Consider the following 21,094-nt stretch of genomic DNA (forward strand, 5'->3'; position numbering starts at 1 on the left):
CAAGCAAAGCCCCCATGTCAGTTTGGCGCACGTTCATCCCCCAAGATCCGCTGACTGGCAGCGCGCCTTTCCCTGCATCGGACGGTACCGGCCGGGTAATTCCTTGTCCACCCCGAATTGTTCGTGATCAATAAAGGAAGATCAATTAGTCCATTTGCCGGGCCCACCTTGTCACCGAGGCGCTCCCAGACAACAGGGACCGCGGTCCCAGAGCCGCCGGGAATGTCAAGCGCGCCGGGATACGGTGGACCGAACACCTGCCGGACTACGCGTATAAACCGCCTTCCGCCAAGAGAAACCCGGCACCGGCACCCGAACCGGCTGCCGCCGAGATCGGAAGCACCGAACTGGTCGCCGTGCACAGCGGAAAATGCGTGACGAGCCGGACGGCCAACGCGTCGGGCACACCCGCACCGCAGTTCCGCCGCAAGGACCGGCGGCTCGGGGACCAGTCATCGTCGAGCACCTGGTTAACGTGGTCAAAGATCGATGAGTTCGACGGTCACGGTCGCCAGGTCACCCGCATCGAGGGCTTCTGCCTCGCGGACGGCCCGTTTGATGGGCAACACATAGCTGCCGCGCGCGCTGTCGGGAAAGATCGAGGTCGTCCACGTGCTCCCGCCGAGGGTGACCCGCACCCGCAGCGAGCCGAAGCCACGGCGCGCTCGGCCAGTCAGGTCACGAATCTCTTCGGACGCCTCGGTGGGCAGGCTGACGAAGAACCAACTGTCAGAGCGGCGGGCATCCCATATCCACAGCTCGGCATCGAAAACGACGACCACGGATTCATCATCACACGCCGACCCGACAAGGTGGCCGTGCGACTGTCTACCCAGGTGTTCGGGGTCGGCTACGTCAACCTCGTCGCGGTGGCGGCCCTGCTCTGCGGCTCGCTGCCCGCCATCGCGATCACCCGGCGCGTCGCCGGGCGGGGGCCGCGGTTTCAGAGGCGGTCCGCGTCGATGATCGCCTGGGCGAAGGGATGCGGGGCCTCCTGCGGGACGTTGTGGCCGATCCCGTCGAAGACCCGGTGCTGGTGCTTGCCGGTGAACTTGGCGCGGTAGGTCATTCCGTCCTTGGCCGTGCCGTCGAAGTCGCTGCCGATGGTGATCGTCGGCACGGCGATGGCCGGCCCGGTGGCGAGTTTCTGCTCGTATTCGTCATACCGCGGCTCGCCGGGAGCCAGGCTCAGGCGCCAGCGGTAGTTGTGGATGACGATGTCGACGTGGTCGGGGTTGTCGAACGACGCCGCGCTGCGGTCGTAGGTGGCGTCGTCGAAGGCCCACCGCGGCGACGCGAACTTCCAGATCAGCTTGTTGAAGTCGTGCCGGTGCTGGCGGTAGCCGAGGACGCCGCGCTCGGTCGCGAAGTAGTACTGGTACCACCAGCCCAGTTCGGCGGCCGGGGCCAGGGGTTGCTGGTTCGCCGCGAGATTGGTGATGATGTAACCGCTCACCGGGACGATCGCCGTGCAGCGTTCGGGCCACAGCGCGGCCATGATGGCGGCGGTCCGCGCACCCCAGTCGTATCCGCCCACGATCGCCTCGTCGATGCGGAGGGCGTCCATGAGGGCGATGACGTCGAGCGCCACCGCCGACTGCTGCCCGTTGCGGACCGTCTGCGGGGAAAGGAACGTGGTCGGGCCCCAGCCGCGCAGGAACGGGACGATCACCCGGTACCCCGCGGCGGCGAGCAACGGCCCGACGTCGACGTAACTGTGCGGGTCGTAGGGCCAGCCGTGCAGCAGCACCACCGGCTGACCGGTGCCCGGGCCGAATTCGGCGTAGGCCATGCTCAGCACGCCCGCGTGGATCTGCTTGAGGGGGCCGAGCGAGGTGTGCTCGCCCGAACCGGCCCGCAGATCCGAAGCATCGGTGGGAGTGTTCGACGAGCACGCGGCCAGCGACGTCGCCGCCACACCCGCCGCGAGCATCCGCGTGAACCGTCTTCTGTCGATCATGACCAGGACGTTAGGGAGACGACGGGGACATCCGCGACTGTCGGATGACGCCGCCGGGGTAAGTCACCGGTGGTCGTCCTTTTTGAGCATTTCCGCGAGTTCAGCCCGGGAACGCACGCCCAGTTTGGGGAAGATCCGGTACAGGTGGGTTCCGACGGTCCGGTGGGACAGGTAGAGCCGCTGCCCGATCTCCCGGTTCGTCAGGCCCTCGGCGGCCAGTTGCGCGATGCTCAGCTCGTGCGGGGTCAACCGTTCCCGCGCGTCCGGGCCGCGGTTCGGGCTCGACTCTCCGGCGCTGCGCAGTTCCCGGCGGGCCCGCTCGCCCCACGCTGCCATCCCGAGCGCGTCGAAAGCCTCCCTGGCCGTACGCAGGTGCGTCCTGGATCGCACGACCTGCCGCTGACGGCGCAGCCATTCGCCGAACGCCAGGTGGATGCGTGCGCGTTCGGCCGGCCACCGGGTCAGGTCCGCCCGCAGTGCGGCCGCGAACAACTCCTCGGCCTCGTCGTTCGCCGCGACCACGGCGCGCGCGTAGCGCAACCCGATGTGCAGCGCCGGCGACGGCGTCGACGCGGCCAGCGGTTCCAGCTCTCGCAGGATGTCCCGCAGGGCGTCGGTCTGCCCGGCCCGCACCGCGGCGTCGGTGAGTTCCGCTACGAAGTACGCGCGCAGGCCCAGTTGGTAGGCGGGGTCCGCGGGGTCGAGTACCCGGCACAGGCCGGCGAACGCATCGTCGAAGCGGCCCTCGCTCAACGCCGCGAGCCCGCGGGCGAGCTGGACGGTGGCCAGGACGGGCCGGGCACCCGCGGCAAGGCCGACCCGTTCGGCCTCGTCGGCCAGCACGCCGGACTGTTCGTGCTCGCCGCGCAACGCGGCGATCTCCGCCTGGACGGCCCTGGCCAGCCCGTACATGAACGGCTGGCTGGTCTCCTGGGCGAGCCGGGCGGCCTCCGCCGCGACCGGCACGGCTGTGGTCAGGTCGCCGAGCCGGACACAGCTCCATGCCTGGACCGTCAGCGCCCGGGGCAGCGCACCGAGCCGCCCCTCGGCACGCAGCCCGGGCACGGCCGAGGCAGCGAAGCGGGCCGCCAGGTCGAAAGCGCCGACCTGCATCGCCGCGCTGCCCAGGTAACGGTTCACCTCCGGGTCGGAATCGGCGGCACCGGCCAGCCCGCGCAGCCCGTCGAGCACCCGGTCGCCCCGCTCGAACGGCGCGACGTACGCGACGACCGCGACCAGCCGCGGGTCGTCGGCGCCGAGGGGCAGACGGTCGGCCACCTCGAGCAGCAAGCGCCGCGCGTCCGGGCCGGGTTCGGACCAGAAGCAACGCATGGCGGCGCCCAGCAAGATCCGGACGGCCGTTTCCACCTGCCCGTCCGCGGCCACCGATTCGACCAGTTCGCCCAGCTCCGACACTCGGGAGACGTCCTCGCGCACCCCGTCTTCAAAGCCGCTCAGCAGCCAGCTGGCGGTGGCGCGCTGGCGCGATGAAAGCTCATGTTCCCGTGCGTCGCGCACCAGGCGTTCGGCCGTGTCGCGGCGGCCGGATTCGACCGCCAGCTCGGCAGCGCGCAGCAGGCGGACCGCTCGCTTGCCCGGCCGCTCGCTCAACCTGGCCGCTTGCTCCAGCGCCGCGATCGCGGCGGCGAGCCCGCCCCGGTGCTGGGCCCGGTCGGCTGTCCGCTCCAGTTCGGCGGCCGCGTCCTCGTCGGCTCCGGCCGACGCGGCGGCCCGATGCCATGCCCGCCGGTCCGGCCGTTCGAGCAGGGTCTCGGCCAGCGCGAGGTGGGCCTGCCGGCGCTCGGCCGGCGTCGCGGCCGCCGCGATCGCCGACCGCATCAGCGGATGCCGGAACGTCACGGTGCCGAGGGACAGCTCGATCAACCGGACATCGGCCGCCGGTTCCAGAATCTCCAGATCAGCCGCCGTTCCCCGGAGCAGACCGGTGGCCGCGAGCGCTTCGGCGACCGAGTCGCTCTGGTTCAGCGCCGCGACCAGCAGGGCGGTCCGAGTGGACGTCGCGAGGGGGACGACCCGGGCGGCGAAAGCGCGCGCGAGGCGGTCGCTCAGCGGCAGCACCGGGTCGAGGCCGCCGGCGTTCGACGCGGCCGTCGGCAACTCGCGCAGCGCCAGCGGATTCCCGGCCGCCTCCGCCAACAGCCGTGCCCGGGACGCCGGGGGAAGATCGGGCGCGATCGAATCCAGAACCCGGGTAGCGACCTGGTCGGGGAGCCGGTCGACGAACATCGGGGACAACCCGGCGTCCCGCAGGGGCGAACGCTCGCCGTCGCGAAGGGTCGCGATCAGCACGACGGGATCGGACTCGATCCGGCGCGCCACGAACGCGAGGACGTCCACGCTCGCGCGGTCGAGCCAGTGCACGTCCTCGGCGACCAGCAGCACGGGCCGGTCGGCGGCCTCGTCGGCCAGCAAGCTCAGCGTGGCGAGGCCGACGAGGTACGTGCTGGGTTCGCGGCCGTCGACAAGCCCCAGCGCGGTCCCGAGCGCGTCCCGCTGCGGAGCCGGGAGCTCGTCCACACCCGCCCGGATCGGGTACAGCAGCTGGTGCAACCCGGCGTAGGCGAGGTTCTGCTCGGCCTCCACACCGGAGGTGGCCAGTATTTTGAGACCGGCGATCGACGCCGTGGAAACGGCCTCCGCCACCAGCGCGGACTTTCCGATGCCGGCCTCGCCGCACAGGAGAACGCCATTGGTGTTCTCCGGTCCGTCGACGAGCTCGGCCAGGAGCTTCAGCTCGGCTTCCCGTCCGAAAAGCGGCATGGCGCGGACCCTACCGAAGGGCCAGGCGACGACGTACGGCAATGGCGTCGTCCGACAGTCGCCGCGGCCTCGGCCGCCCACCTAGCTTGACCTCATGCGTCGCATCGTGAACAGTGCCGTAGCCGCCGCCTTCGCCGCGCTCGTGACCGCCTGCGCGGCAAGCATTCCCGCGTCGGTGCCGACATCCCCAGCGCCCGTGTCCCCGGGCTGGGAGCCGGCTCCGGTTGTCGCCCTGCCCGCGCAACCGCCTGCCTCGCTCGTCGTCGACGCGCCCCTGCCCGACCAACTGGCGGCCGGACTGGTCGTCATCCGCTACCGCGCGGAGAACCTGCGGATCGTGCCGGTGTACGGGCAAGCCGCACTGGACGTCTCGCCCCGGATCGGCCACATCCACGTGACCGTCGACAACGCGGCGTGGCACTGGGCGGACGGCAGCGGTGAGCCGCTCATCATCCAAGGCCTGCCGCCGGGACCGCACAAGGTCTGGATCGGACTGGCCGATCCGACGCACAAGATCATCGACAGCAAGGCCGTGGACTTCGTCATCTCCGCGCAAGGCGGCCATCACTGACGTCCGAACCGAGGGAGAGACGAATCCATGTCGCTCGACCAGTACTACCTGCTGGGCCGTTCCGGACTCCGGGTCAGCCGCCTGGCCCTGGGCACGATGAACTTCGGCACCGGCGGCTTCCACGCGCCCTACGGCAGGACCGAGGACGAAGCCCGGCCCATCTTCCGGCGTTACCTGGACGCGGGCGGCAACTTCATCGACACCGCGGACTTCTACACCGCCGGTGAGAGCGAGACGCTCCTGGGCAAGCTCATCGCCGAGACCGGGGCGCGGGACCGGCTGGTGCTCACCTCCAAGTTCACCAACAGCATCGACCCGGGTGACCCGAACGCGGGCGGCAACGGCCGCAAGCACATGATCCGAGCGGTCGAAGCGTCCCTGCGCCGCCTGCGGACCGACTACCTCGATTTGTACCTGCTGCACACCTGGGACCGGATCACGCCGGTCGAGGAGGTGTCGCGCACGTTCGACGACCTCACCAAGGCGGGCAAGATCCGCTACGCCGGCCTGTCCGACGTGCCGGCCTGGTACGCCGCCCGGGCACAGACCCTCGCCGAGGCCCACTCCCTGGTGCCGATGATCAACCTGCAGCTGCCCTACTCCCTCATCGAGCGGACGATCGAGACCGAACACGTCCCGGCCGGCCAGGCCCTGGGACTCGGCATCACGGCCTGGAGCCCGCTCGGCAGTGGTTTCCTCACCGGCAAGTACCGCGACTCCGGCAAGGGCCTGACCGGCGAAGGGCGGCTCAGCGGCGAAGGCGGCGCCGGATACGACTGGACCAGCCGGCAGTGGGAACTGCTGAAAACCCTGGAGACCGTGGCGGACGCGCTGGGCGCGACGATGGCTCAGGTGGCGCTCAACTGGGTCGCCACCCAACCCGGTATCGCCTCGGCCATCGTGGGAGCGAGCAGCGCCGAACAGCTCGGCTCCTCGCTGGCGGCGCTGGATTTCGAACTGCCCGCGGCACTCCGCGCCGATCTCGACGCTGCCAGTGCCGTACCACCGGGTAAGCCCTACACGATGTTCACGCCGCGGTACCAGTCGTGGATGATCAACGCCGGGGTCAAACTCGGGGACAAGCCGCCCGAGTACCACCCGGTCGTGCGGAACTGGGTGCCGGAGAACCAGGGATGATGGTGAGGTCCATGCCGTCTGGTCAGCTCTTCGCCGATCTCGTCGCGCGCACACTCAAGCTGGTCATGAAACCGCGCTTGAAGGCCAAGCTGCGCTTCGACGAAATCCCAGGACGGACGAGCGGCATCGCGGTGCCGACCCGGCACGGGACGGTCTCCTGCACCGCCTACCACCCGGCGCACGGCACGACGAGCGCCGGGGTGTACGTGAACCTCCACGGCGGCGGATACGTCGTGGAGCACCCCGAGCAGGACGACCCGTGGTGCCGGTACCTGGCGCACAAAGCGGGCGTCGTCGTCCTCAACGTGGACTACGCGGTCGCGCCGCGACACCGCTTTCCCGTTGCGGTGGAACAAATCTTCGACATCGTCACGTGGGCCGCGGGGGCAGACCACGACTGGGACGGGAAACGCCTGTGCATCGGCGGCCAGAGCGCGGGAGGCGGGCTGGCCGCCGCGGCAGCACGCCTGGCCTGGGAGAACAACGGTCCCCGCATCGCCTTGCAAGTCCTCCAATACGCACCGCTCGACCTGGTCACACATCTCCGGCACAAACCGTCCACGGTGGACAATCCGGTGATGCGGCCCTGGATGTCCGAGGTGTTCGATCGCGCCTACGCGCCCGATCCCACCACCCGGCGACACCGGCTCGTCTCACCCGCGTGGCAGGCCAATGCGGAAGGCCTCGCCGGAATCGCCCCGGCCGTCATCATCACCTGCGAATTCGATCGGCTCCGCGGTGAAGGCATCCGCTACGCCGAAGCACTGGACACCGCGGGCGCCTTGGTCGAACACCACGACGTCCCCGCAACCGACCACGGGTACAACATCCTCGGATTCGGAACCCGCGCCCAGACCGAGCACATGTACCAGCGGATCGCCGATCACGTACGTCGCGCCACCAGTTGAGAACCGGCCCGACCGGGCCTGTCGCCGACATCGGCAAGTCCATCCGGGACGGCGGCTGGCCATCCGCGGAGTGGTCTATCCGTCCCTGTCTCCCGCACGGTTCGTGTCTCCGTGTTGGGTTGTCGCCCAGTCGCGGATCGCGGCGATGAACTCTACGGGCGCGTCGGACTCGACGTAGAGTCCGGCGCCTTCGATGATCACGGTTTTGTGGTCGGGGAAGGTCGCTTCCTGGCGTTCGCGCTCCTGGGGGCGGAAACCGATCTGGGCGTCACCCCACACGATCAGTGTCGGCAGGTGGGCGAGGTCGGCCAGGCCGGCCTCGACCTCGGTGAAGAAGGCCCGGCTGGCGATGAGCCGGCCGGGGAGCACGGCGGAGGCCTGTCGCCGTTCGGGTGTGTCCAGTGCGCGGCGGTAGTGGGTCATCTCGGCCGCGGTCGGCTTCCGCCTTCGGTGGCCCATCGGGACGAACGCGTTGACGATGAGGTTGAGCCGCCGGGCCAGGAAGCGGATCGGGGGTCCGCCGGCGATGCGAGCGAAGGCCTCGAAGTAGAGGTCGCCGTTGACCGGCCACGCCCAGGCGTTGGCGAGTACCAGCCGATCGAAGACGCCTGGCCGCCGCTGGGCGGCGGCCAGGCCGATCGGGCCGCCCCAGTCCTGCCCGACCAGAGTGACCCCGGTGAGGCCGAGCGCGTCGACAAACCCGGTGACCACGTCTGCGTGCTCCTCGGGCAGGCAACGGTAGCCGGGCTTCGGCGTGGACAGCCCGAAGCCCGGGTAGTCGAGGGCGATGCACCGGAAGTCCTCGCGCAGCGCGCGGATCACGTCGCGCCAGAGGAACGACCAGGTCGGGTTGCCGTGCAGGAGCAGCAGTGTGGGACCCGACCCCTCGTCGACGTAATGCACGGTGTGCCCGTCGATATCGACGAAGCGGCTCTCGAACGGGAACAGGCCGTCGTCGACCCAGGCGGGCCGGACGCTCTCGGTGGTATCGGCCATGACGGCCTCCTCTCGGCTCACGGTAGACTTGAGTCTGTCAAGCACACTTGAGACGGTCAAGTAGAGGGGTATGATGCGTAGCTACGGCCAGTACTGTGGGCTCGCCCGGTCCCTCGAAATCGTCGGCGACCGGTGGAACCTGCTCATCGTCCGCCAGCTCCTCATCGCCCCCGCCCGCTACCGGGACCTGATCGACGGCCTCCCCGGCATCGCGACCAACCTGCTCGCCGACCGGCTCCGCGACCTCGAGGCCGCGGGCGTGGTCGAGCGGCGACCGGCCGACAAGGGTAGCGTGATCGAGTACGCCCTCACACCGTGGGGCGCCCAGCTGCGCCAGCCCATCGGGAGCCTGATCCGCTGGTCCACCCCGCTGATGGTCCGCGGCCCCGAGGGCGACTCCTTCCGCCCCGAATGGCTCGCCCTCGCCGTCCCCGCCCTGCTCGACACCCGGGTCAAGGTCCGCACTTCGGCGACGGTCGGACTCGACATCGGCGACCCGCCCTACCAGCTGTGCGCGACACGCTCCGGCTTCGAGGTCGGCCCGCAGGACGGCCGCGACCTCGACGCAACCCTCCGCGCCGACCCCGCCACCATCCTCGGCCTCGCCGCCGGCGCCCTCACCCTCACCGACGCCCACACCCTCGGACTGGTCAAGATCGACGGCGACGAATCCATCGTCCGCACAATCTTCGCCGCCTGACGGGCCCCGGACGGGCGGGGGCTTTCCCCCGCCCAACCCGGATCTGCCCGGTAACCAGTGCGCCCTCAGGAACTATTGCGCAGCAATGATTTGCCAGCGATTTGTGGCTCGCGCTGTCGACCGCGACCGGATATCGACGGGTTCGCCAGCACACCGATGCTGCGCCCAACTCAGCGGGAACTAAGTGGCGGCTCAGCAGTGGTCCCTACCGTCCGGAAATCGGTTCTGAGCAACCAGTGACAACCAACGGTAGGAGCGTAGTGAACGCGGGACAAATCAAGGGGATGAACGAATGGCAAGTCGTTGTTGTCGGAGCGGGTAACGCAGGTCTCTGCGCCGGCATGGCGGCACTCCAGGCCGGAGCGAGATCAGTCGCGGTCCTGGAAGCCGCGCCGAAAGAGACTCGGGGCGGGAACAGTTCACTGACCAAGAGCATGCGCTTTCCGTGGCCGGACAGCAGGTACATTTCCGCCCTGCTGCGGGGACCGCACGACCACCGGGTCGATGAGTTGCTGGCCGGGCGGTCCCGATATACCGAGCAGGAGTACTTCGACGACTGGCTGCGCGTCTCCGGCAGCCGGGTGGACACCGCGCTCGTCGAGTCGATTGTTCGCCGATCCAGCGAAACCGTCCGGTGGATGTCGGAGTCCGGGCAGCGGTGGGTACCGCGGAGCGACCCCCTTCCCGGTGATTTTCCCGTGGTTCTCGACGGCGGTGGCCAGGGATTGCAAGGCCGGAACTTCGCCTGCTTCGAACGTCTGGGGGGAACCGTGCTCTACCAGAGCGCGGTGACGGATATCGAGGTGGCCGATCCCGGCCGGTACGTCCTCCGGGGTGCCGGACCGGCCTTCCCCATCATCTGCGATGCCCTGGTTCTGGCGTCCGGAGGGTTCGAGGCGGATGCGCGGATGCGCGCACGTCACCTCGGCGAACAGTGGCGCGAGGTGAAGCTGCGGGGAGTGCCGTTCAACAAAGGGGCCCCGTTGGCGGCGGCCACCGCGCTCGGTGCCGACACCGCGGGCAACTGGGAGCGGTGTCATGTCACCCCACAGGGGGTGCATCTGCCCGACCACCTGCTGCCCGGGCAGATGCACCTGTCCCACGGCCTGGCGCGCTACGCCTTTCCGAGGGGCATCGTGGTCAACCGGGACGGGCGTCGGTTCTTCGACGAATCCTCCGAGTACAGCAGCCTCGCCTACGTCACCCTCGGCCAGCGGATCATGGACCAGCCGGGGAAGATCGTCTACCAGATCTTCGACAACAGGGTCATCGAGGCCGGTGTGCTGCCGAAGGGGTACCTCACCGACCCCGCGTCCGTGGTCGCGCCTTCCCTCGAGGACGGCGCCCGGCGGCTGTCCCTCGATGCCGCGAACCTGGTCAACGAAGTGCGGCTGCTGGCCGGCGAGAAACGCCTCGACGATCCGCCGTTCCTGTTCGTTCCGGCGGTCGCGGGCTTGACCTTCACCTACGGAGGTCTGGCGGTCAACGTGAACGCCGAGGTACTCGGCGGCGGCGAGCCCATCGACGGGCTCTACGCGGCCGGCGTGATCGTCGGCGGTTTGTACGACGAAGGCTATCCGGCCGGCACGGCGTTGATGGCAGGCTCCGTCCTGGGCCGCAGGGCGGGCACATCCGCGGCCCGGCACTCCCTCGGGGTCAGGGGTGCGGCATGAGAATCGTGATCGTCGGCATCGGGGCGATCGGGTCGCGCCACGCGGCCTGTCTCGGCCGGGCCGGACACGAGGTCGTCACCGTGGACCGCAACGGGAACGCCGATTTCGAACGTGTCGCCGGAATATCCGGACTATCTGATGTGGACTACTGGGTGGTTGCCACGCCAACGGCGACCCACCTCGCCGTGGTCACCGACATCCTGCGGCGCCGGCCGGACGCCCGTGTCCTGCTCGAGAAACCGGCCTGCTACCCCGCGGAACTCGCCGATCTCGCGCGAACGCTCCGGCGGCATCCTCGTTGCCGGGTCGTGGTCAACGACGTCTACGCCTACAGCGAGGCCGTGCGGCGCTTCGCTGCGACGGTACGACGGTTCGGGCGATCCGACCCGATCAGGAAGATCACCGTCGAGTTCACCAAGAACCGGGAGCTGGACGTCGTCCACGGCAGGTTCGTCGACACGCGGTACGGCGAGGCGGGCTACGAGTACTTCCACATGCTGAGCATTCTTCGGTCGCTCCTTCCGGGCCGGCAGTATCGGAGCTACCTCCGGACACATCCGGCGCTGATCACGTCCGAGATGCGGGTGCGAACCGTCGGGGCGGATCTGCCGGAGATCGAGCTGTACGCGTCATCCGCGGGCACGATCGCCTTTCCCGGCCTGGCCGGTTTCGCCTTCCCCGCGAGTGTGGCGAAACGCTACCTGGAAAGCTCGAGAATTCCGTACGGAGCGGACATGCGGTACCGGTTCGCGGACGTGGAGTTCAGCTCGGGAAAGCACGTGACCCTGGTGTTCGAGCCGTGCTACGGCACCCCGGTCGACTACAAGAATAATCACGTCGTCTACGTCCGTGACGCCGTTTCGTCGGATCATTACCCGATCTCCGGTAACCATTTCGACGACGCGGTCCTGAGGCAGTTGGATCTCTTGCGTCAAGCGGATGACGGCACCGCCCTCATCCGCCTGGCGGAGCACCGGTTCATGGCGGACCTCAGCATGGCCGTTTCCACCGGCGGTGCGAGCCATGACAATTTCGCACGACAAGGGAGTGAGGAATGATGGAGAATATCGTGGATGTCCAGGACTTTTCCCAGCTGCTCCGGCTGGCCCCGGACATGCTCCCCGAGGTCACCGACCGGGAATCGGCCCGGTCGACGATCGCGGACCGGATCAAGACCGACGAAGCCGCTTCCGCGCTGTTCGGGCAGGCGTGCCGGTTCGAGGCGCCCTTCGCCGGAAGCTGGCTCCACGGACCGGGCGAAAAGTCCGCGTACCTGTCGCTGGAAATGGCCGCCGATTCGCTGGACGACGAGGAGTACCGCACGACGCTGGCCGAGATCGTGCTGTCCACCTCGCCGGCCATCCCGTACGACTTTCGCGGGCTCGCCGCGGCCGAACTCGTCCGCATCGGTCCGGGTGAGTTCACCGCGGTCCTCCAGCAGGTGGTGACGTCGTTCGAACCACTCCCGTCTCGCGCTCTCGCAGCGAAGATCAACGTCCCCACCGACGGCATCGACCACCTCTTCGACATCCCGGGCACGGCCGCGGGCCGGGTGGCCCTGCTGGCCGCCGCCAGCAGGGCCAAGACCCTGGAAAGCCGTTACCTGCTCGCCACGCGAATCCTCGGGCAGAGCGCCGAGCGGCCCACGGCACCGTCCACACCGGAACGGCTGATCGCCGAGGACGTCGGGACGAGCATGATCTCGCCGTCGGACTACCTGGTGCACTGGGACCAGGAGTTCGACGACGCGAACGGCGCCAGGCTCACCCTGGCGGAGTTGATGCGCATCGTCCTGCTGTGCCCGGAGTTCAAGCTGCCGGACGCCACCGTGCGACCCGTTCTGGTCGACTTCTACCGGTCGGTGCTGCGGATCAGCGGCCGTTCGATCATCGGAATCGCGGCCGGTGTCTTCCACGTGGAACACGGCACCCTCGCCACGCCGTCGTACTACTACCAGGGCCGCGACGCGATTCTCGGCAAGGGATGCGTGATCGACTGCGTGGGGGGCGCGATCCTGCAGCGGGGCACGTTCCTCGGCGGAGGGTTCATGCCCATCCTGATCCACACCCACAAGCACATCCGCCAGGCAGGCGCCTCGGGGGCCTCGGAACGCAAGAAGATCCTCCCGTGCCTGTTCGTCGCCGAAGCGGGCGCCCGGTTCCCGATGGACGCGGTCGGCTTGTTCGAGACCGTCGACTACCTCGGGAAGAAAGCGCCGTACCCGGGAATACGGGCGCTTCCGCTCGACCACTGACTGTGCATGAAGGAGAGGAATATCTCGTGTTCGAATCCAATGTCGCCGTGGTGGGCGCCGGCTACGTCGGGCTCACGACGGCGGCATGCCTGGCTTCACTGGGCCACCGGGTCACGTGCGCGGACACCGATCAGGCCAAAGTGGACACATTACGGGCCGGTCAGGCGACCATCCGGGAACCGGGCGTGCGCGAGCTGCTCGTGCAGGGGCTGGCCGCCGACCGGCTGGAGTTCGTGCTCGGCGCGGCCGCGGCGGCGTCCGAGGCGGAGATCGTCTTCCTGTGCGTGCCCACGCCGATGGGCCGGGACGGGGCCGCCGACCTGACGACGCTGGAGTCCGTCGTGACGGAGTTACGCGACGTGCTGGCGCCCGGTTGTGTCGTGGTGACCAAGTCCACCGTCCCGGTGGGCACAGCCGTCCACATCGATGGCCTGCTCGGCCGGACCGACGTGGCGGTGGTGTCCAATCCGGAGTTCCTGCGTGAGGGATCCGCGGTGCACGACTTCCTGAACCCGGAACGAATCGTCATCGGCTCGGAGGTTCCACCCGCCGCCGAGCGCGTCGCCGTTCTGTACAAGGAACTCGGCGCGCCCGTCGTGCAGACCGACTCGGCGAGCGCCGAAATGATCAAGTACGCGGCCAACTGCTACCTGGCGACCCGACTGTCCTACGTGAACGCGATCGCCGAGTTGTGCGAGCACCTCGGCGCCGACATCGACGACGTGACCAGGGGAATGGGTCTCGACCAACGGATCGGCCCGTCGTTCCTGAAGCCGGGGCCCGGCTGGGGCGGATCGTGCCTGCCCAAGGACACCCACGCGCTGCTGCGGACCGCCGAGGCGCTCGGCTGTGACTTCCCCCTGCTGCGCGCCACGATCGACACCAACCATCGACAGCACGAACTGGTGGTGGAGAAGGTCCGCCAGGCCGTGGGAGGCCGACTGACCGGGGTCCGGATCGGCCTGCTCGGACTGACGTTCAAGGCGAACACAGACGACCTGCGCGACTCCCCTGCCCTGGTGATCGCGAAGCGAATGGCCGCCGAGGGCGCGGAACTGCTGGGATTCGACCCGAGCTTGCCCGGTCCGGCACCGGGCACGACGGGGCAGATGCGGGTCGTGGACACCCCCTATCAGGCAGCGGACGGCGCCGCGGCGCTGACCGTGCTCACCGAATGGCCGGAGTTCCGCGACCTGGACTGGGAACGGATCGCAGGCTTGCTCAGCGGCCGCTCGGTCATCGACACCCGGAACCACCTGGACCCGCTCGTGTTGCGGCACGCGGGCTTGTCCTGCCGACAGGTCGGGCATCCCGCCCCGGAAGACCTCGGCCTGGCGGGATAGCGCCTCCAGAGCGGCCCAGCGCTTCTACTACCGTTTGCACTTCGTCGCCGAGTTCGACCAGCCGATTCTGTCGCAAAGAGGTGGCCGGTATGCGGTCGGTCCCGCCGCTGGCCCCCTCATCGAAACACGCGGTTGTCCGGTCGCCACCGCATTGGAGGAACAGCCGTCCTCGCCGTGCCAAGTCACCCGGCGAGCAGGGGGCGGACGAACGCGGTGGTGTCCGGCAGCGAAGCGGCCATCGTGCCACCGTGATCGGCCGGGTAGGTCCGGTAGGTGCAGGGCTGCCCGCTGGCGGCCAGGTCATCAATCAGCTTTTTCGTCAGAAACGGGAACGCGACGGTGTCCTTGTCACCTTGGGCGATGAAGAACGGCCGGTCGTAGCCGGTGGTCGGGATGGTGTAGATCGCGCCCCAGGCTTGGCCGAACGGTTCGCCGAGCTGCTTGGTGAACATCTCCCCGAGGTTGACCTCGGCCATTCGCTTGCCCATGTCCGCGCCGCAGAGCGCTTCCGCGTCGGTGAGGACGGACTCGCCCAGCGGGGTGAGGTAAGGCCGCAAGTCGAAATCGGGCCGTGCGGCCCGCAGCCCGGCCAGGATGTAGGCGATGTAGCTCTTCATCTCCGCGCCGAGCAGCGAGGGCGGAAACGCGGGGCCGACCACGGGCACCAGCCCTTGGAGGTTGGCGGGGACGCCGGTGGCCACCGCGCCGCGGTAGTCGAGTTCGGGCGCGTACTTGGTGGCCAGGTTCGCGGTGAACATCGTGGCGTGCCCGCCTTGCGACTGCCCCACCACGACCCAGCGGTTCGACAGCGCCGGAACGATCGAACGCGCCGCGCGCACCATGTCGATGACCCCGTACGCCGCGGTGCGGCCGTCCAGGTACGGATGCACGCCCGGGGTGCCCAGCCCGAGGTAGTCGGTGGCCACGATCGCGTAGCCCTCCCCCAGCCACGCGGCCAGGTAGTCCTGCGTGCGTTGGCTTCGGCCCGCGGTCGACGGTGCGCACCCGTCGCCCAGCCCGGTCGTGCCGTGCGCCCAGGACACCACCGGCCAGCCACCCGCCGGGGCCGCACCCTTCGGGAGGAACACCGACCCGCTCACCGTCACGAGCGCACCACCCACACCGGTCGAACGGTAGGAGACGTTGAACGCGTCACCCGAGCCCGGAACCCACCGATCCACCGGCAGCGGAGCGGTACCGATCACCGTCCCCGGCCCGTCCGCCGGCACCTGCCACGGCGCGGTCGCGGGCAGGCCGGAGTTCCCGGGCGGAAGCGGCAAAGCCGACGCCGGGGCGGCCGCGCTCCCCGTCACCACACTCACCGCGACGGCCGCCAGCAGGGCGACCTGCCGGAAAGATCTGGACATCGTTTCCCCTTCTCACGTCGGCGCGGCCCAAGTGGTACCGGACAACTTCGTGACGCCGATCAGCCGCAGCCCGTTACCCGCGGACGGCGGTTTTCAACGTTGCTGATTTCGTTTCCGGGCATTTCTGCTACCCGATTTGCGCACAAGGCGCCGCGAACAATGTCCGCAAGACAAGAACATGGAGTTTCGCCTCATGGTCGGATCAGGGCTTCGGTGACGATCCTGGCGGTTTTCGTCGGTGTGGGGACCGGGCTGGTCAGGCTTGCTGGGCCGAGCCGGACGACGACGGTGTCCGAACCGGGGTCGACCTGGACGATCTGGCCGCCGAGGCCGAGGGCCCAGTACATGTCCTGCGGGGCCGATGGGACGAGTTGGGTGTGCGGGGCGTGGGCGCTGTCTTCGCGAGTCATGGGCGCCTGCACCTTGGCGACGGGGCCGAGCCGGTTGAGCCACCAGAGGTATCCGTAGGCGGTGGTGATGTCCTGGGACGGCTTCCCGGTGGCTTCGCTGACCCAGTTCTCGGGCACGGGCTGGGTGTCGTTCCAGTGCCCGTTGCGCAGGAAGAGGTAGCCGAAGCGGGCCATGTCCTGGCAGGTCGACTGCAGGCCCATGAACGTGTTGGTGTTGCCCGCCTGGTCCTGGGTCATCTTCGAGTGCTTCATGCCCAGGGGGTCGAGGAGCTTCTTCGTGGCGTAGTCGGCGGGCTGGTCGCCGGTGGCGGCGTGGAGCACGGCGTCGAGGGTCTGGATGGCGGTGTTGTTGTAGGCCCAGACCTGGCCGGGAGGGACGTCCTGGGGCTGGGAGACGGCGAACGCGGTCCGGTCCCGCGCGGCGAAGACCTTCACGGCGTCGTCGATGAAGCTGGTCCAGTGCCGGCCGGAGTCGTTGCTGAGCAGGTCCTTGACCGTGACGTCGGCGGACGGGGTTCCGGCCCAGGAGGGGATGTACTTCGACGCCTTGTCCTCGATGTTGAGCCTCTGCTCGGCCTGTGCGATACCGGCCAGAGTGCTCGACACCGACTTGGTCGCCGACCAGACCTCCTGGGCGGACGCGGGCCCCGTGCCGTTCCAGTACCAGTCGGCGACCAGCCGCCCGTGCCGGATGACCGCGAGGCAGTTCGACTTGTCCGCCTTCAATTCCTCGGCGATCTGCGCCAGCTTGGCCGGATCGAACCCGGCCGCGGCCGGATCGCCGCGTTCCCATTCCGCGCCCGGATACGGCCCATCACCCGCCTGGCCGGCGACAGCCGAACCGCTCACCGCGACGCCCGCACTGGCTGTCATCACCGCGGCGGCCACGGCGGAAACCACCCTGCGGCGAGTCAAAAAAGGCATAACTGTCCCTCCGAATCGGTAAAACCCTCGGACGCAGGAGAAAGAGTGGACGCGGCCGGGAAGCCGTGTCAACACCACCAGGCAGAACTCGCCCATATCCGGAATCAGTTGTCACGTTTGTGAGCGCTTTGCCGCCCGGATTTCGGGGAAGGGTGAGCGCGGCACGTTTTGCTTGTCAACCGGGTTGAAGAACTGTAGCGTTCACGGAACACTCGGGAGTATTTGGCGACCACGAATTCGAGAAGCACTTCACGGCCGACGAGGCCAGATCGCCGCCTGGGCCACCGACCGGCGGGACCGGGTACCGGATACATAGTTTCCGTGCTCCCCGCCTTGGCGGACCGATCGCGTCGCGGCGACTTCCCTGGCACAGTCGATAGAATGCGCCGGTGAGTGAACATCCGATGCTGTCCGGTGTGGAGGCCTTCGCCTCCATCGGGCAAGGCTTGCCGAGTCGGCACCGGCTCACGCGTGAAGAGGTGCGGCGGTTCACGATCGGCGTCATCGGCGCCTTCCGAGCAGGCCCATCATGGTGCTCTTCGGTGAGAAGCTCGACCCCGCCGACGAGCGATAGGGCTCAGTCCGAAGGAGGACAGCGCAGAACATGACTTCCACCAGGTACGACGGAGACACCTGGGACCTGGCATCCAGCGTCGGCGCGACCGCCACCATGGCCGCGGCGGTCCGGGCGATCGCGACCCGCGCGGATCGTTCGCTCATCGACGACCCGTTCGCCGAGCCGCTCGTCCGGGCGGTCGGCATCGACTTCCTCACCCGGCTGGCGACCGGCGAACTGCCACCCGACGACTTGGTCGAGCAGGTAGCGATCGACGTAGCCAAGATACGTACCAAGTTCTACGACGAGTTCTTCCTCGATGCGACGAACGCGGGCATCACGCAGGTAGTGATCCTGGCCTCGGGCCTGGATTCCCGCGCGTACCGACTGCCCTGGCCGGCCGGGACCGTGGTGTACGAGATCGACCAGCCGCAGGTCATCGAATTCAAGACCCGCACACTGGCCGAACTGGGCGCCGCGCCCACCACCGAACGGAGAGTGGCCGCGGTCGATCTGCGCGACGATTGGCCCACCGCACTGCGCACCGCCGGATTCGACCCGGCCCGGCCGACCGCGTGGAGCGCCGAAGGCCTGCTGGGCTACCTGCCGCCCGAAGCGCAGGACCGCCTGCTGGACACCATCACCGAACTCAGCGCGCCGGGAAGCCGGGTGGCCACCGAGAGCAGGCCCAACCCGCGACCGGGCGACGACGACAAGACGAAGGAACGCCTGCACCACATCTCGGAACAATGGCGCGCGCACGATTTCGATCCCGACATGGCGAAGCTGCGATATTTCGGCGAGCGCAACGAAGCGGCTCCCTACCTGACCGACCGCGGCTGGGTGCTGAACGGAACCAGCACCCGAGACCTGCTCGCCGCCAACGACCTTCCGCCCCTCAAGGACGACGACCTGCGCATGGGCGACGTGCTCTACGTCAGCGGCGCCCTCGACAAGACCACGAAGTAGCAGCTGCTCCGCATTCGGCTCGGCCGTGCGAAACACCGAGTCAGCCGCGACGGGCAGTGATGATCCAGGCTCGGGAGTCGACGTGCACACCGCTTCCGGTGGCGTGCTCGGCGAGGGCGACGCGAAGCCGTCGGCGGGCGTGTTCGGCGGACTCCGCATCCATCTGGGCGAGGAGTTCCTTGGTATGGCGCATGCTGGTGACGAAGTGATGGGCGGCCGCGACGTCCGGGCCGTAGTAGACCGGCTCGCGTACGTCGACGAAGCCGACATCGGCGAAGTCAGCCGCCGTCAGGATGGCTGCCACGGCGGCGGGATCGGCGAGCGCGAACGGGTCGTTTCCGCTGTCATCGGAATTGCCCACCGGTGCGTCGACGGCCTCGTGAACCATGGTGTACCACTCGTTGCGGTGGCGGCTCTGCCAGACCATCAGCACCAGACGCGCTCCGGGCCGCAGCGCTCGCCCGATGTTGGTGAACGCGGCTGCCGGGTCGGTGAAGAACATCGTGCCGAACCGGCTGATGCACAGGTCGAAGCGCTGTGCCGGAAACGGATGGACCTGCGCGTCGGCCCGCAGGTACGAGATGTTGCGGAGTCCGGCCTGCTCGGTGAGGTGCCGGGCCCGTTCGACCACCGATGCCGAGACGTCGACGCCGAGAACGCTTCCGGCCACGGCGATCCGGCCGACCTCTCGCGCGGATTCGCCCGTGCCGCAACCGATGTCGAGCACCCGGTCATACCGGCCGACTTCGGTCGCGGCGCGGAAGCGGGCACCGAGGTGGCGCGGTCGCCGCGTAGTCCTCCAGCATGTCCGCGAGCTCTTTGGGGCGGCTGAGCGCGACGCAATGGCTGCCGGGGATCTCGTCGGGCACGATGCCGAGGCGGTCGGGAACCAACCGGCGGAAGAAGTCGGGCGGGAAGAAGCGGTCCTCGCCGCAGAGCAGGAACCTCGTCGGCACGTCGGGCCACGCATCCAACGGCCACGGAGCGGCCATCGCGGCACTCGACGGATGCGCGCGTTCCTTGCCCATCGCCTCCTCGGCCAGTTCCCGCGGCACATCGTGGTAGAAGCTCACGTAGGGGTCCGCGCTGCCGGTCAGGCCGCCGTCACGCTCGGCTTGCTCCGCTACCGCTCTCTCGTAGCCGGTGTTGGCCCACCATTCGTCCGGCGGCTCGCCCGGCGTCGGGATCATCCCGGCCAGCAGGACCAGCACATCGACTGGCAGGCGATCGGCGACGAGCGGTGCGGTGAACGCGCCGAAGGAATGGCCCACGACGACGAGGTCCTGCTTCGAGCCGACAGCCTCGACCACGGCGTCGGCGTAGTCCGCCAGGGTCTTCGACTCGTCATCGGCCGGAAGGTCGGGAGCCACGACGTCGTGCCCGCGCGCTCGCAGCTCGGCATCCACCAGGTGGAAGTGCCAACCGACGTCTCCCCCGCCATGGATCAATACGAATGTGGTCATCGGAATGCGGCCTCCTCGCGTCGTGATCTCCTACGCTAGATTGGCTCGGCCATCGCGAAAAGCAATGGATTTCGATGACTATGATCGGGTCTGCCGATATAACCTCGTCGAGCCGCATCCCGGCTCGGCGGGGTATCAGGCGTTCGCTCGACGGAGGCGTTCGGGTGCTTGTGCCCAGAGCGCTTTTCCGGACACCGCGGTGTAGCCGTGGAGTGCTTCCCATCGGACGTCGTGGGCTGCCGGCCACAGGCTCGCCGCCCACGCCATCTGCTGCTCTTCCGCGGTGAACGAGCGGCCCCGCGCATCTTGGTAGGCGGCCAGGAACGCCTCGGTACTTTCGATCGGAGGCAGCGTGGCCGGTCCCATCTTCGGGAATACCGCACTCGCGGCTCCCACCAGGGCGGCTTCCGGTTGCCATGCCAGGCTGTCCCAGTCGTGCACCGTCCGCACCTGGTGGTCATGCCACCGGAGGTTGTGCGCCTCGAAGTCGGCGTGGCCCAGCACGCACGGCAGGCCGGCGGCCAGCATGCGCCGACGGGCCCTGTCGGCGGTGTCCGTGACGTAGGTGGGCACGAGATTCTGGTCCTTCTCATCGAGTGGCTCGATCGACGGCCACAGCCCGGGATCCGGGTGATCCCACCGCACCCAGCGCGGGTTCGGCAGTGGCGGCGCGACGGCGAGGTCCGCCAGTCCGGTCATCAACCGGGCGAAGACCTCGGCGTAGCGCACAGCCACCTCCGGCGAATCCCCGGGCAACACCTCGCCTCCGGGGCGGAATTCCTCGGCGTGCACGGCCAGTGGACCGACATCGACGACCGGCGTGAGTGGGCGGGCGCAGGGGAACCCGTTCTCGGCCAGCCGTGCCTGCGCCGCGACACACGACACCGCTCGACCGTCGTCGGCACGGGCCTTGACCACGACGTCCGTACCGTCGGCCAACCGGAGACCGAACACCGTCGACATCGATTGCTGTTGGAACAGCGCTTCGGCGGGTTGGCTCCCGAGACGGTCCAGGCACCACGCCGGTAACCAGTCCGGCAGATCGTCCAACGACACAATGCAGACTGTGCCACAGGCACTCG

Annotated in this window: 18 protein-coding genes; 9 read left to right on the plus strand and 9 right to left on the minus strand. The window is 68.8% G+C overall.

The window, feature by feature from the left end; translation table 11 throughout:
* Nucleotides 1-479: 479 nt before the first annotated feature.
* The 3 genes from FXO23_RS25460 to FXO23_RS25470 all read right to left on the minus strand — a co-directional run bounded on the left by FXO23_RS25460 (nt 480) and on the right by FXO23_RS25470 (nt 4,741).
* Nucleotides 480-782 (minus strand): DUF1905 domain-containing protein, encoded by a 303-nt coding sequence (locus FXO23_RS25460; RefSeq protein WP_158887949.1) that lies wholly within the window; start codon nt 780-782, stop codon nt 480-482.
* Between the two features lie 161 nt (nt 783-943).
* Nucleotides 944-1,960 carry an alpha/beta fold hydrolase gene (locus FXO23_RS25465; protein ID WP_158887950.1) on the minus strand — a complete coding sequence of 339 codons (1,017 nt, stop codon included), beginning with the start codon at nt 1,958-1,960 and terminating at the stop codon, nt 944-946.
* 63 nt (nt 1,961-2,023) lie between these two features.
* Nucleotides 2,024-4,741 (minus strand): ATP-binding protein, encoded by a 2,718-nt coding sequence (locus tag FXO23_RS25470; protein WP_158887951.1) that lies wholly within the window; start codon nt 4,739-4,741, stop codon nt 2,024-2,026.
* Between the two features lie 94 nt (nt 4,742-4,835).
* Between FXO23_RS25470 and FXO23_RS25475 the strand changes: the two genes are divergently transcribed.
* Genes FXO23_RS25475 through FXO23_RS25485 form a run of 3 tightly spaced genes read left to right on the plus strand, consistent with a single transcriptional unit; the run spans nt 4,836 to nt 7,357 of the window.
* Nucleotides 4,836-5,312, plus strand: a complete 477-nt coding sequence (locus tag FXO23_RS25475; protein WP_246257785.1) for a DUF6130 family protein — start codon at nt 4,836-4,838, stop codon at nt 5,310-5,312.
* Between the two features lie 27 nt (nt 5,313-5,339).
* Nucleotides 5,340-6,449 (plus strand): aldo/keto reductase, encoded by a 1,110-nt coding sequence (locus tag FXO23_RS25480; RefSeq protein WP_158887952.1) that lies wholly within the window; start codon nt 5,340-5,342, stop codon nt 6,447-6,449.
* An 11-nt stretch (nt 6,450-6,460) separates the two neighbouring features.
* Nucleotides 6,461-7,357, plus strand: a complete 897-nt coding sequence (locus tag FXO23_RS25485; protein WP_218952144.1) for an alpha/beta hydrolase fold domain-containing protein — start codon at nt 6,461-6,463, stop codon at nt 7,355-7,357.
* A 75-nt stretch (nt 7,358-7,432) separates the two neighbouring features.
* Here the strand turns inward: FXO23_RS25485 and FXO23_RS25490 are convergent, their stop codons facing one another.
* A complete protein-coding gene (locus FXO23_RS25490) occupies nt 7,433-8,353 on the minus strand; it encodes an alpha/beta fold hydrolase (protein ID WP_158887953.1) in 921 nt (306 codons plus the stop codon).
* 70 nt (nt 8,354-8,423) lie between these two features.
* On the opposite strand from FXO23_RS25490, the gene FXO23_RS25495 reads away from it, so the two are divergent.
* The 5 genes from FXO23_RS25495 (at nt 8,424) to FXO23_RS25515 (ending at nt 14,323) form a co-directional block, all read left to right on the plus strand.
* A complete protein-coding gene (locus FXO23_RS25495) occupies nt 8,424-9,053 on the plus strand; it encodes a winged helix-turn-helix transcriptional regulator (protein ID WP_246257787.1) in 630 nt (209 codons plus the stop codon).
* A 284-nt stretch (nt 9,054-9,337) separates the two neighbouring features.
* Entirely contained in the window at nt 9,338-10,726 is a 1,389-nt protein-coding gene (locus FXO23_RS25500; protein ID WP_158888026.1) for an FAD-dependent oxidoreductase, read from the plus strand.
* Nucleotides 10,723-11,784, plus strand: a complete 1,062-nt coding sequence (locus FXO23_RS25505; RefSeq protein WP_158887954.1) for a Gfo/Idh/MocA family oxidoreductase — start codon at nt 10,723-10,725, stop codon at nt 11,782-11,784. Before FXO23_RS25500 ends, FXO23_RS25505 begins: the two co-directional genes overlap by 4 nt.
* Complete coding sequence (locus tag FXO23_RS25510) at nt 11,781-12,980, plus strand: hypothetical protein (RefSeq protein WP_246257789.1); 1,200 nt, start codon at nt 11,781-11,783, stop codon at nt 12,978-12,980. The genes FXO23_RS25505 and FXO23_RS25510 overlap by 4 nt, the downstream gene beginning before the upstream one ends.
* 26 nt (nt 12,981-13,006) lie before the next feature.
* Complete coding sequence (locus FXO23_RS25515) at nt 13,007-14,323, plus strand: UDP-glucose dehydrogenase family protein (RefSeq protein ID WP_158887955.1); 1,317 nt, start codon at nt 13,007-13,009, stop codon at nt 14,321-14,323.
* A 182-nt stretch (nt 14,324-14,505) separates the two neighbouring features.
* On the opposite strand, the gene FXO23_RS25520 is transcribed toward FXO23_RS25515, so the two are convergent.
* Both FXO23_RS25520 and FXO23_RS25525 read right to left on the minus strand, forming a co-directional pair.
* The gene (locus FXO23_RS25520; protein ID WP_158887956.1) at nt 14,506-15,690 is read right to left on the minus strand and encodes a lipase family protein; all 1,185 of its coding nucleotides are present in this window, start codon (nt 15,688-15,690) and stop codon (nt 14,506-14,508) included.
* Nucleotides 15,691-15,881: 191 nt separating this feature from the next.
* A complete protein-coding gene (locus FXO23_RS25525) occupies nt 15,882-17,000 on the minus strand; it encodes a serine hydrolase domain-containing protein (protein WP_246257791.1) in 1,119 nt (372 codons plus the stop codon).
* Nucleotides 17,001-17,628: 628 nt separating this feature from the next.
* Between FXO23_RS25525 and FXO23_RS25530 the strand changes: the two genes are divergently transcribed.
* The gene (locus tag FXO23_RS25530) at nt 17,629-18,549 is read left to right on the plus strand and encodes a class I SAM-dependent methyltransferase (protein ID WP_158887958.1); all 921 of its coding nucleotides are present in this window, start codon (nt 17,629-17,631) and stop codon (nt 18,547-18,549) included.
* A gap of 40 nt (nt 18,550-18,589) precedes the next feature.
* Here the strand turns inward: FXO23_RS25530 and FXO23_RS25535 are convergent, their stop codons facing one another.
* From FXO23_RS25535 to FXO23_RS25545, 3 genes are all read right to left on the minus strand, one after another.
* Nucleotides 18,590-19,276 (minus strand): class I SAM-dependent methyltransferase, encoded by a 687-nt coding sequence (locus FXO23_RS25535; RefSeq protein ID WP_218952146.1) that lies wholly within the window; start codon nt 19,274-19,276, stop codon nt 18,590-18,592.
* A gap of 4 nt (nt 19,277-19,280) precedes the next feature.
* A complete protein-coding gene (locus FXO23_RS25540; RefSeq protein ID WP_158887959.1) occupies nt 19,281-20,012 on the minus strand; it encodes an alpha/beta hydrolase in 732 nt (243 codons plus the stop codon).
* A gap of 135 nt (nt 20,013-20,147) precedes the next feature.
* Nucleotides 20,148-21,068, minus strand: coding sequence for an aminoglycoside phosphotransferase/kinase family protein (locus tag FXO23_RS25545; protein WP_158887960.1), 921 nt, complete (start codon nt 21,066-21,068; stop codon nt 20,148-20,150).
* Between the last annotated feature and the right edge of the window lie 26 nt (nt 21,069-21,094).

It is taken from the genome of Amycolatopsis anabasis (assembly GCF_009765355.1).
GTDB classification, from domain to species: Bacteria; Actinomycetota; Actinomycetes; order Mycobacteriales; family Pseudonocardiaceae; genus Amycolatopsis; species Amycolatopsis anabasis.

What these genes read in the sequence shown, in the direction of transcription:
- FXO23_RS25465 (WP_158887950.1), bottom strand. Translation starts at nt 1,960, where the DNA reads ATGATCGACAGAAGACGGTTCACGCGGATGCTCGCGGCGGGTGTGGCG.
- FXO23_RS25470 (WP_158887951.1), bottom strand. Translation starts at nt 4,741, where the DNA reads ATGCCGCTTTTCGGACGGGAAGCCGAGCTGAAGCTCCTGGCCGAGCTC.
- FXO23_RS25475 (WP_246257785.1), top strand. Translation starts at nt 4,836, where the DNA reads ATGCGTCGCATCGTGAACAGTGCCGTAGCCGCCGCCTTCGCCGCGCTC.
- FXO23_RS25480 (WP_158887952.1), top strand. Translation starts at nt 5,340, where the DNA reads ATGTCGCTCGACCAGTACTACCTGCTGGGCCGTTCCGGACTCCGGGTC.
- FXO23_RS25485 (WP_218952144.1), top strand. Translation starts at nt 6,461, where the DNA reads ATGCCGTCTGGTCAGCTCTTCGCCGATCTCGTCGCGCGCACACTCAAG.
- FXO23_RS25490 (WP_158887953.1), bottom strand. Translation starts at nt 8,353, where the DNA reads ATGGCCGATACCACCGAGAGCGTCCGGCCCGCCTGGGTCGACGACGGC.
- FXO23_RS25495 (WP_246257787.1), top strand. Translation starts at nt 8,424, where the DNA reads ATGATGCGTAGCTACGGCCAGTACTGTGGGCTCGCCCGGTCCCTCGAA.
- FXO23_RS25500 (WP_158888026.1), top strand. Translation starts at nt 9,338, where the DNA reads ATGAACGAATGGCAAGTCGTTGTTGTCGGAGCGGGTAACGCAGGTCTC.
- FXO23_RS25505 (WP_158887954.1), top strand. Translation starts at nt 10,723, where the DNA reads ATGAGAATCGTGATCGTCGGCATCGGGGCGATCGGGTCGCGCCACGCG.
- FXO23_RS25510 (WP_246257789.1), top strand. Translation starts at nt 11,781, where the DNA reads ATGATGGAGAATATCGTGGATGTCCAGGACTTTTCCCAGCTGCTCCGG.
- FXO23_RS25520 (WP_158887956.1), bottom strand. Translation starts at nt 15,690, where the DNA reads ATGTCCAGATCTTTCCGGCAGGTCGCCCTGCTGGCGGCCGTCGCGGTG.
- FXO23_RS25530 (WP_158887958.1), top strand. Translation starts at nt 17,629, where the DNA reads ATGACTTCCACCAGGTACGACGGAGACACCTGGGACCTGGCATCCAGC.
- FXO23_RS25540 (WP_158887959.1), bottom strand. Translation starts at nt 20,012, where the DNA reads ATGACCACATTCGTATTGATCCATGGCGGGGGAGACGTCGGTTGGCAC.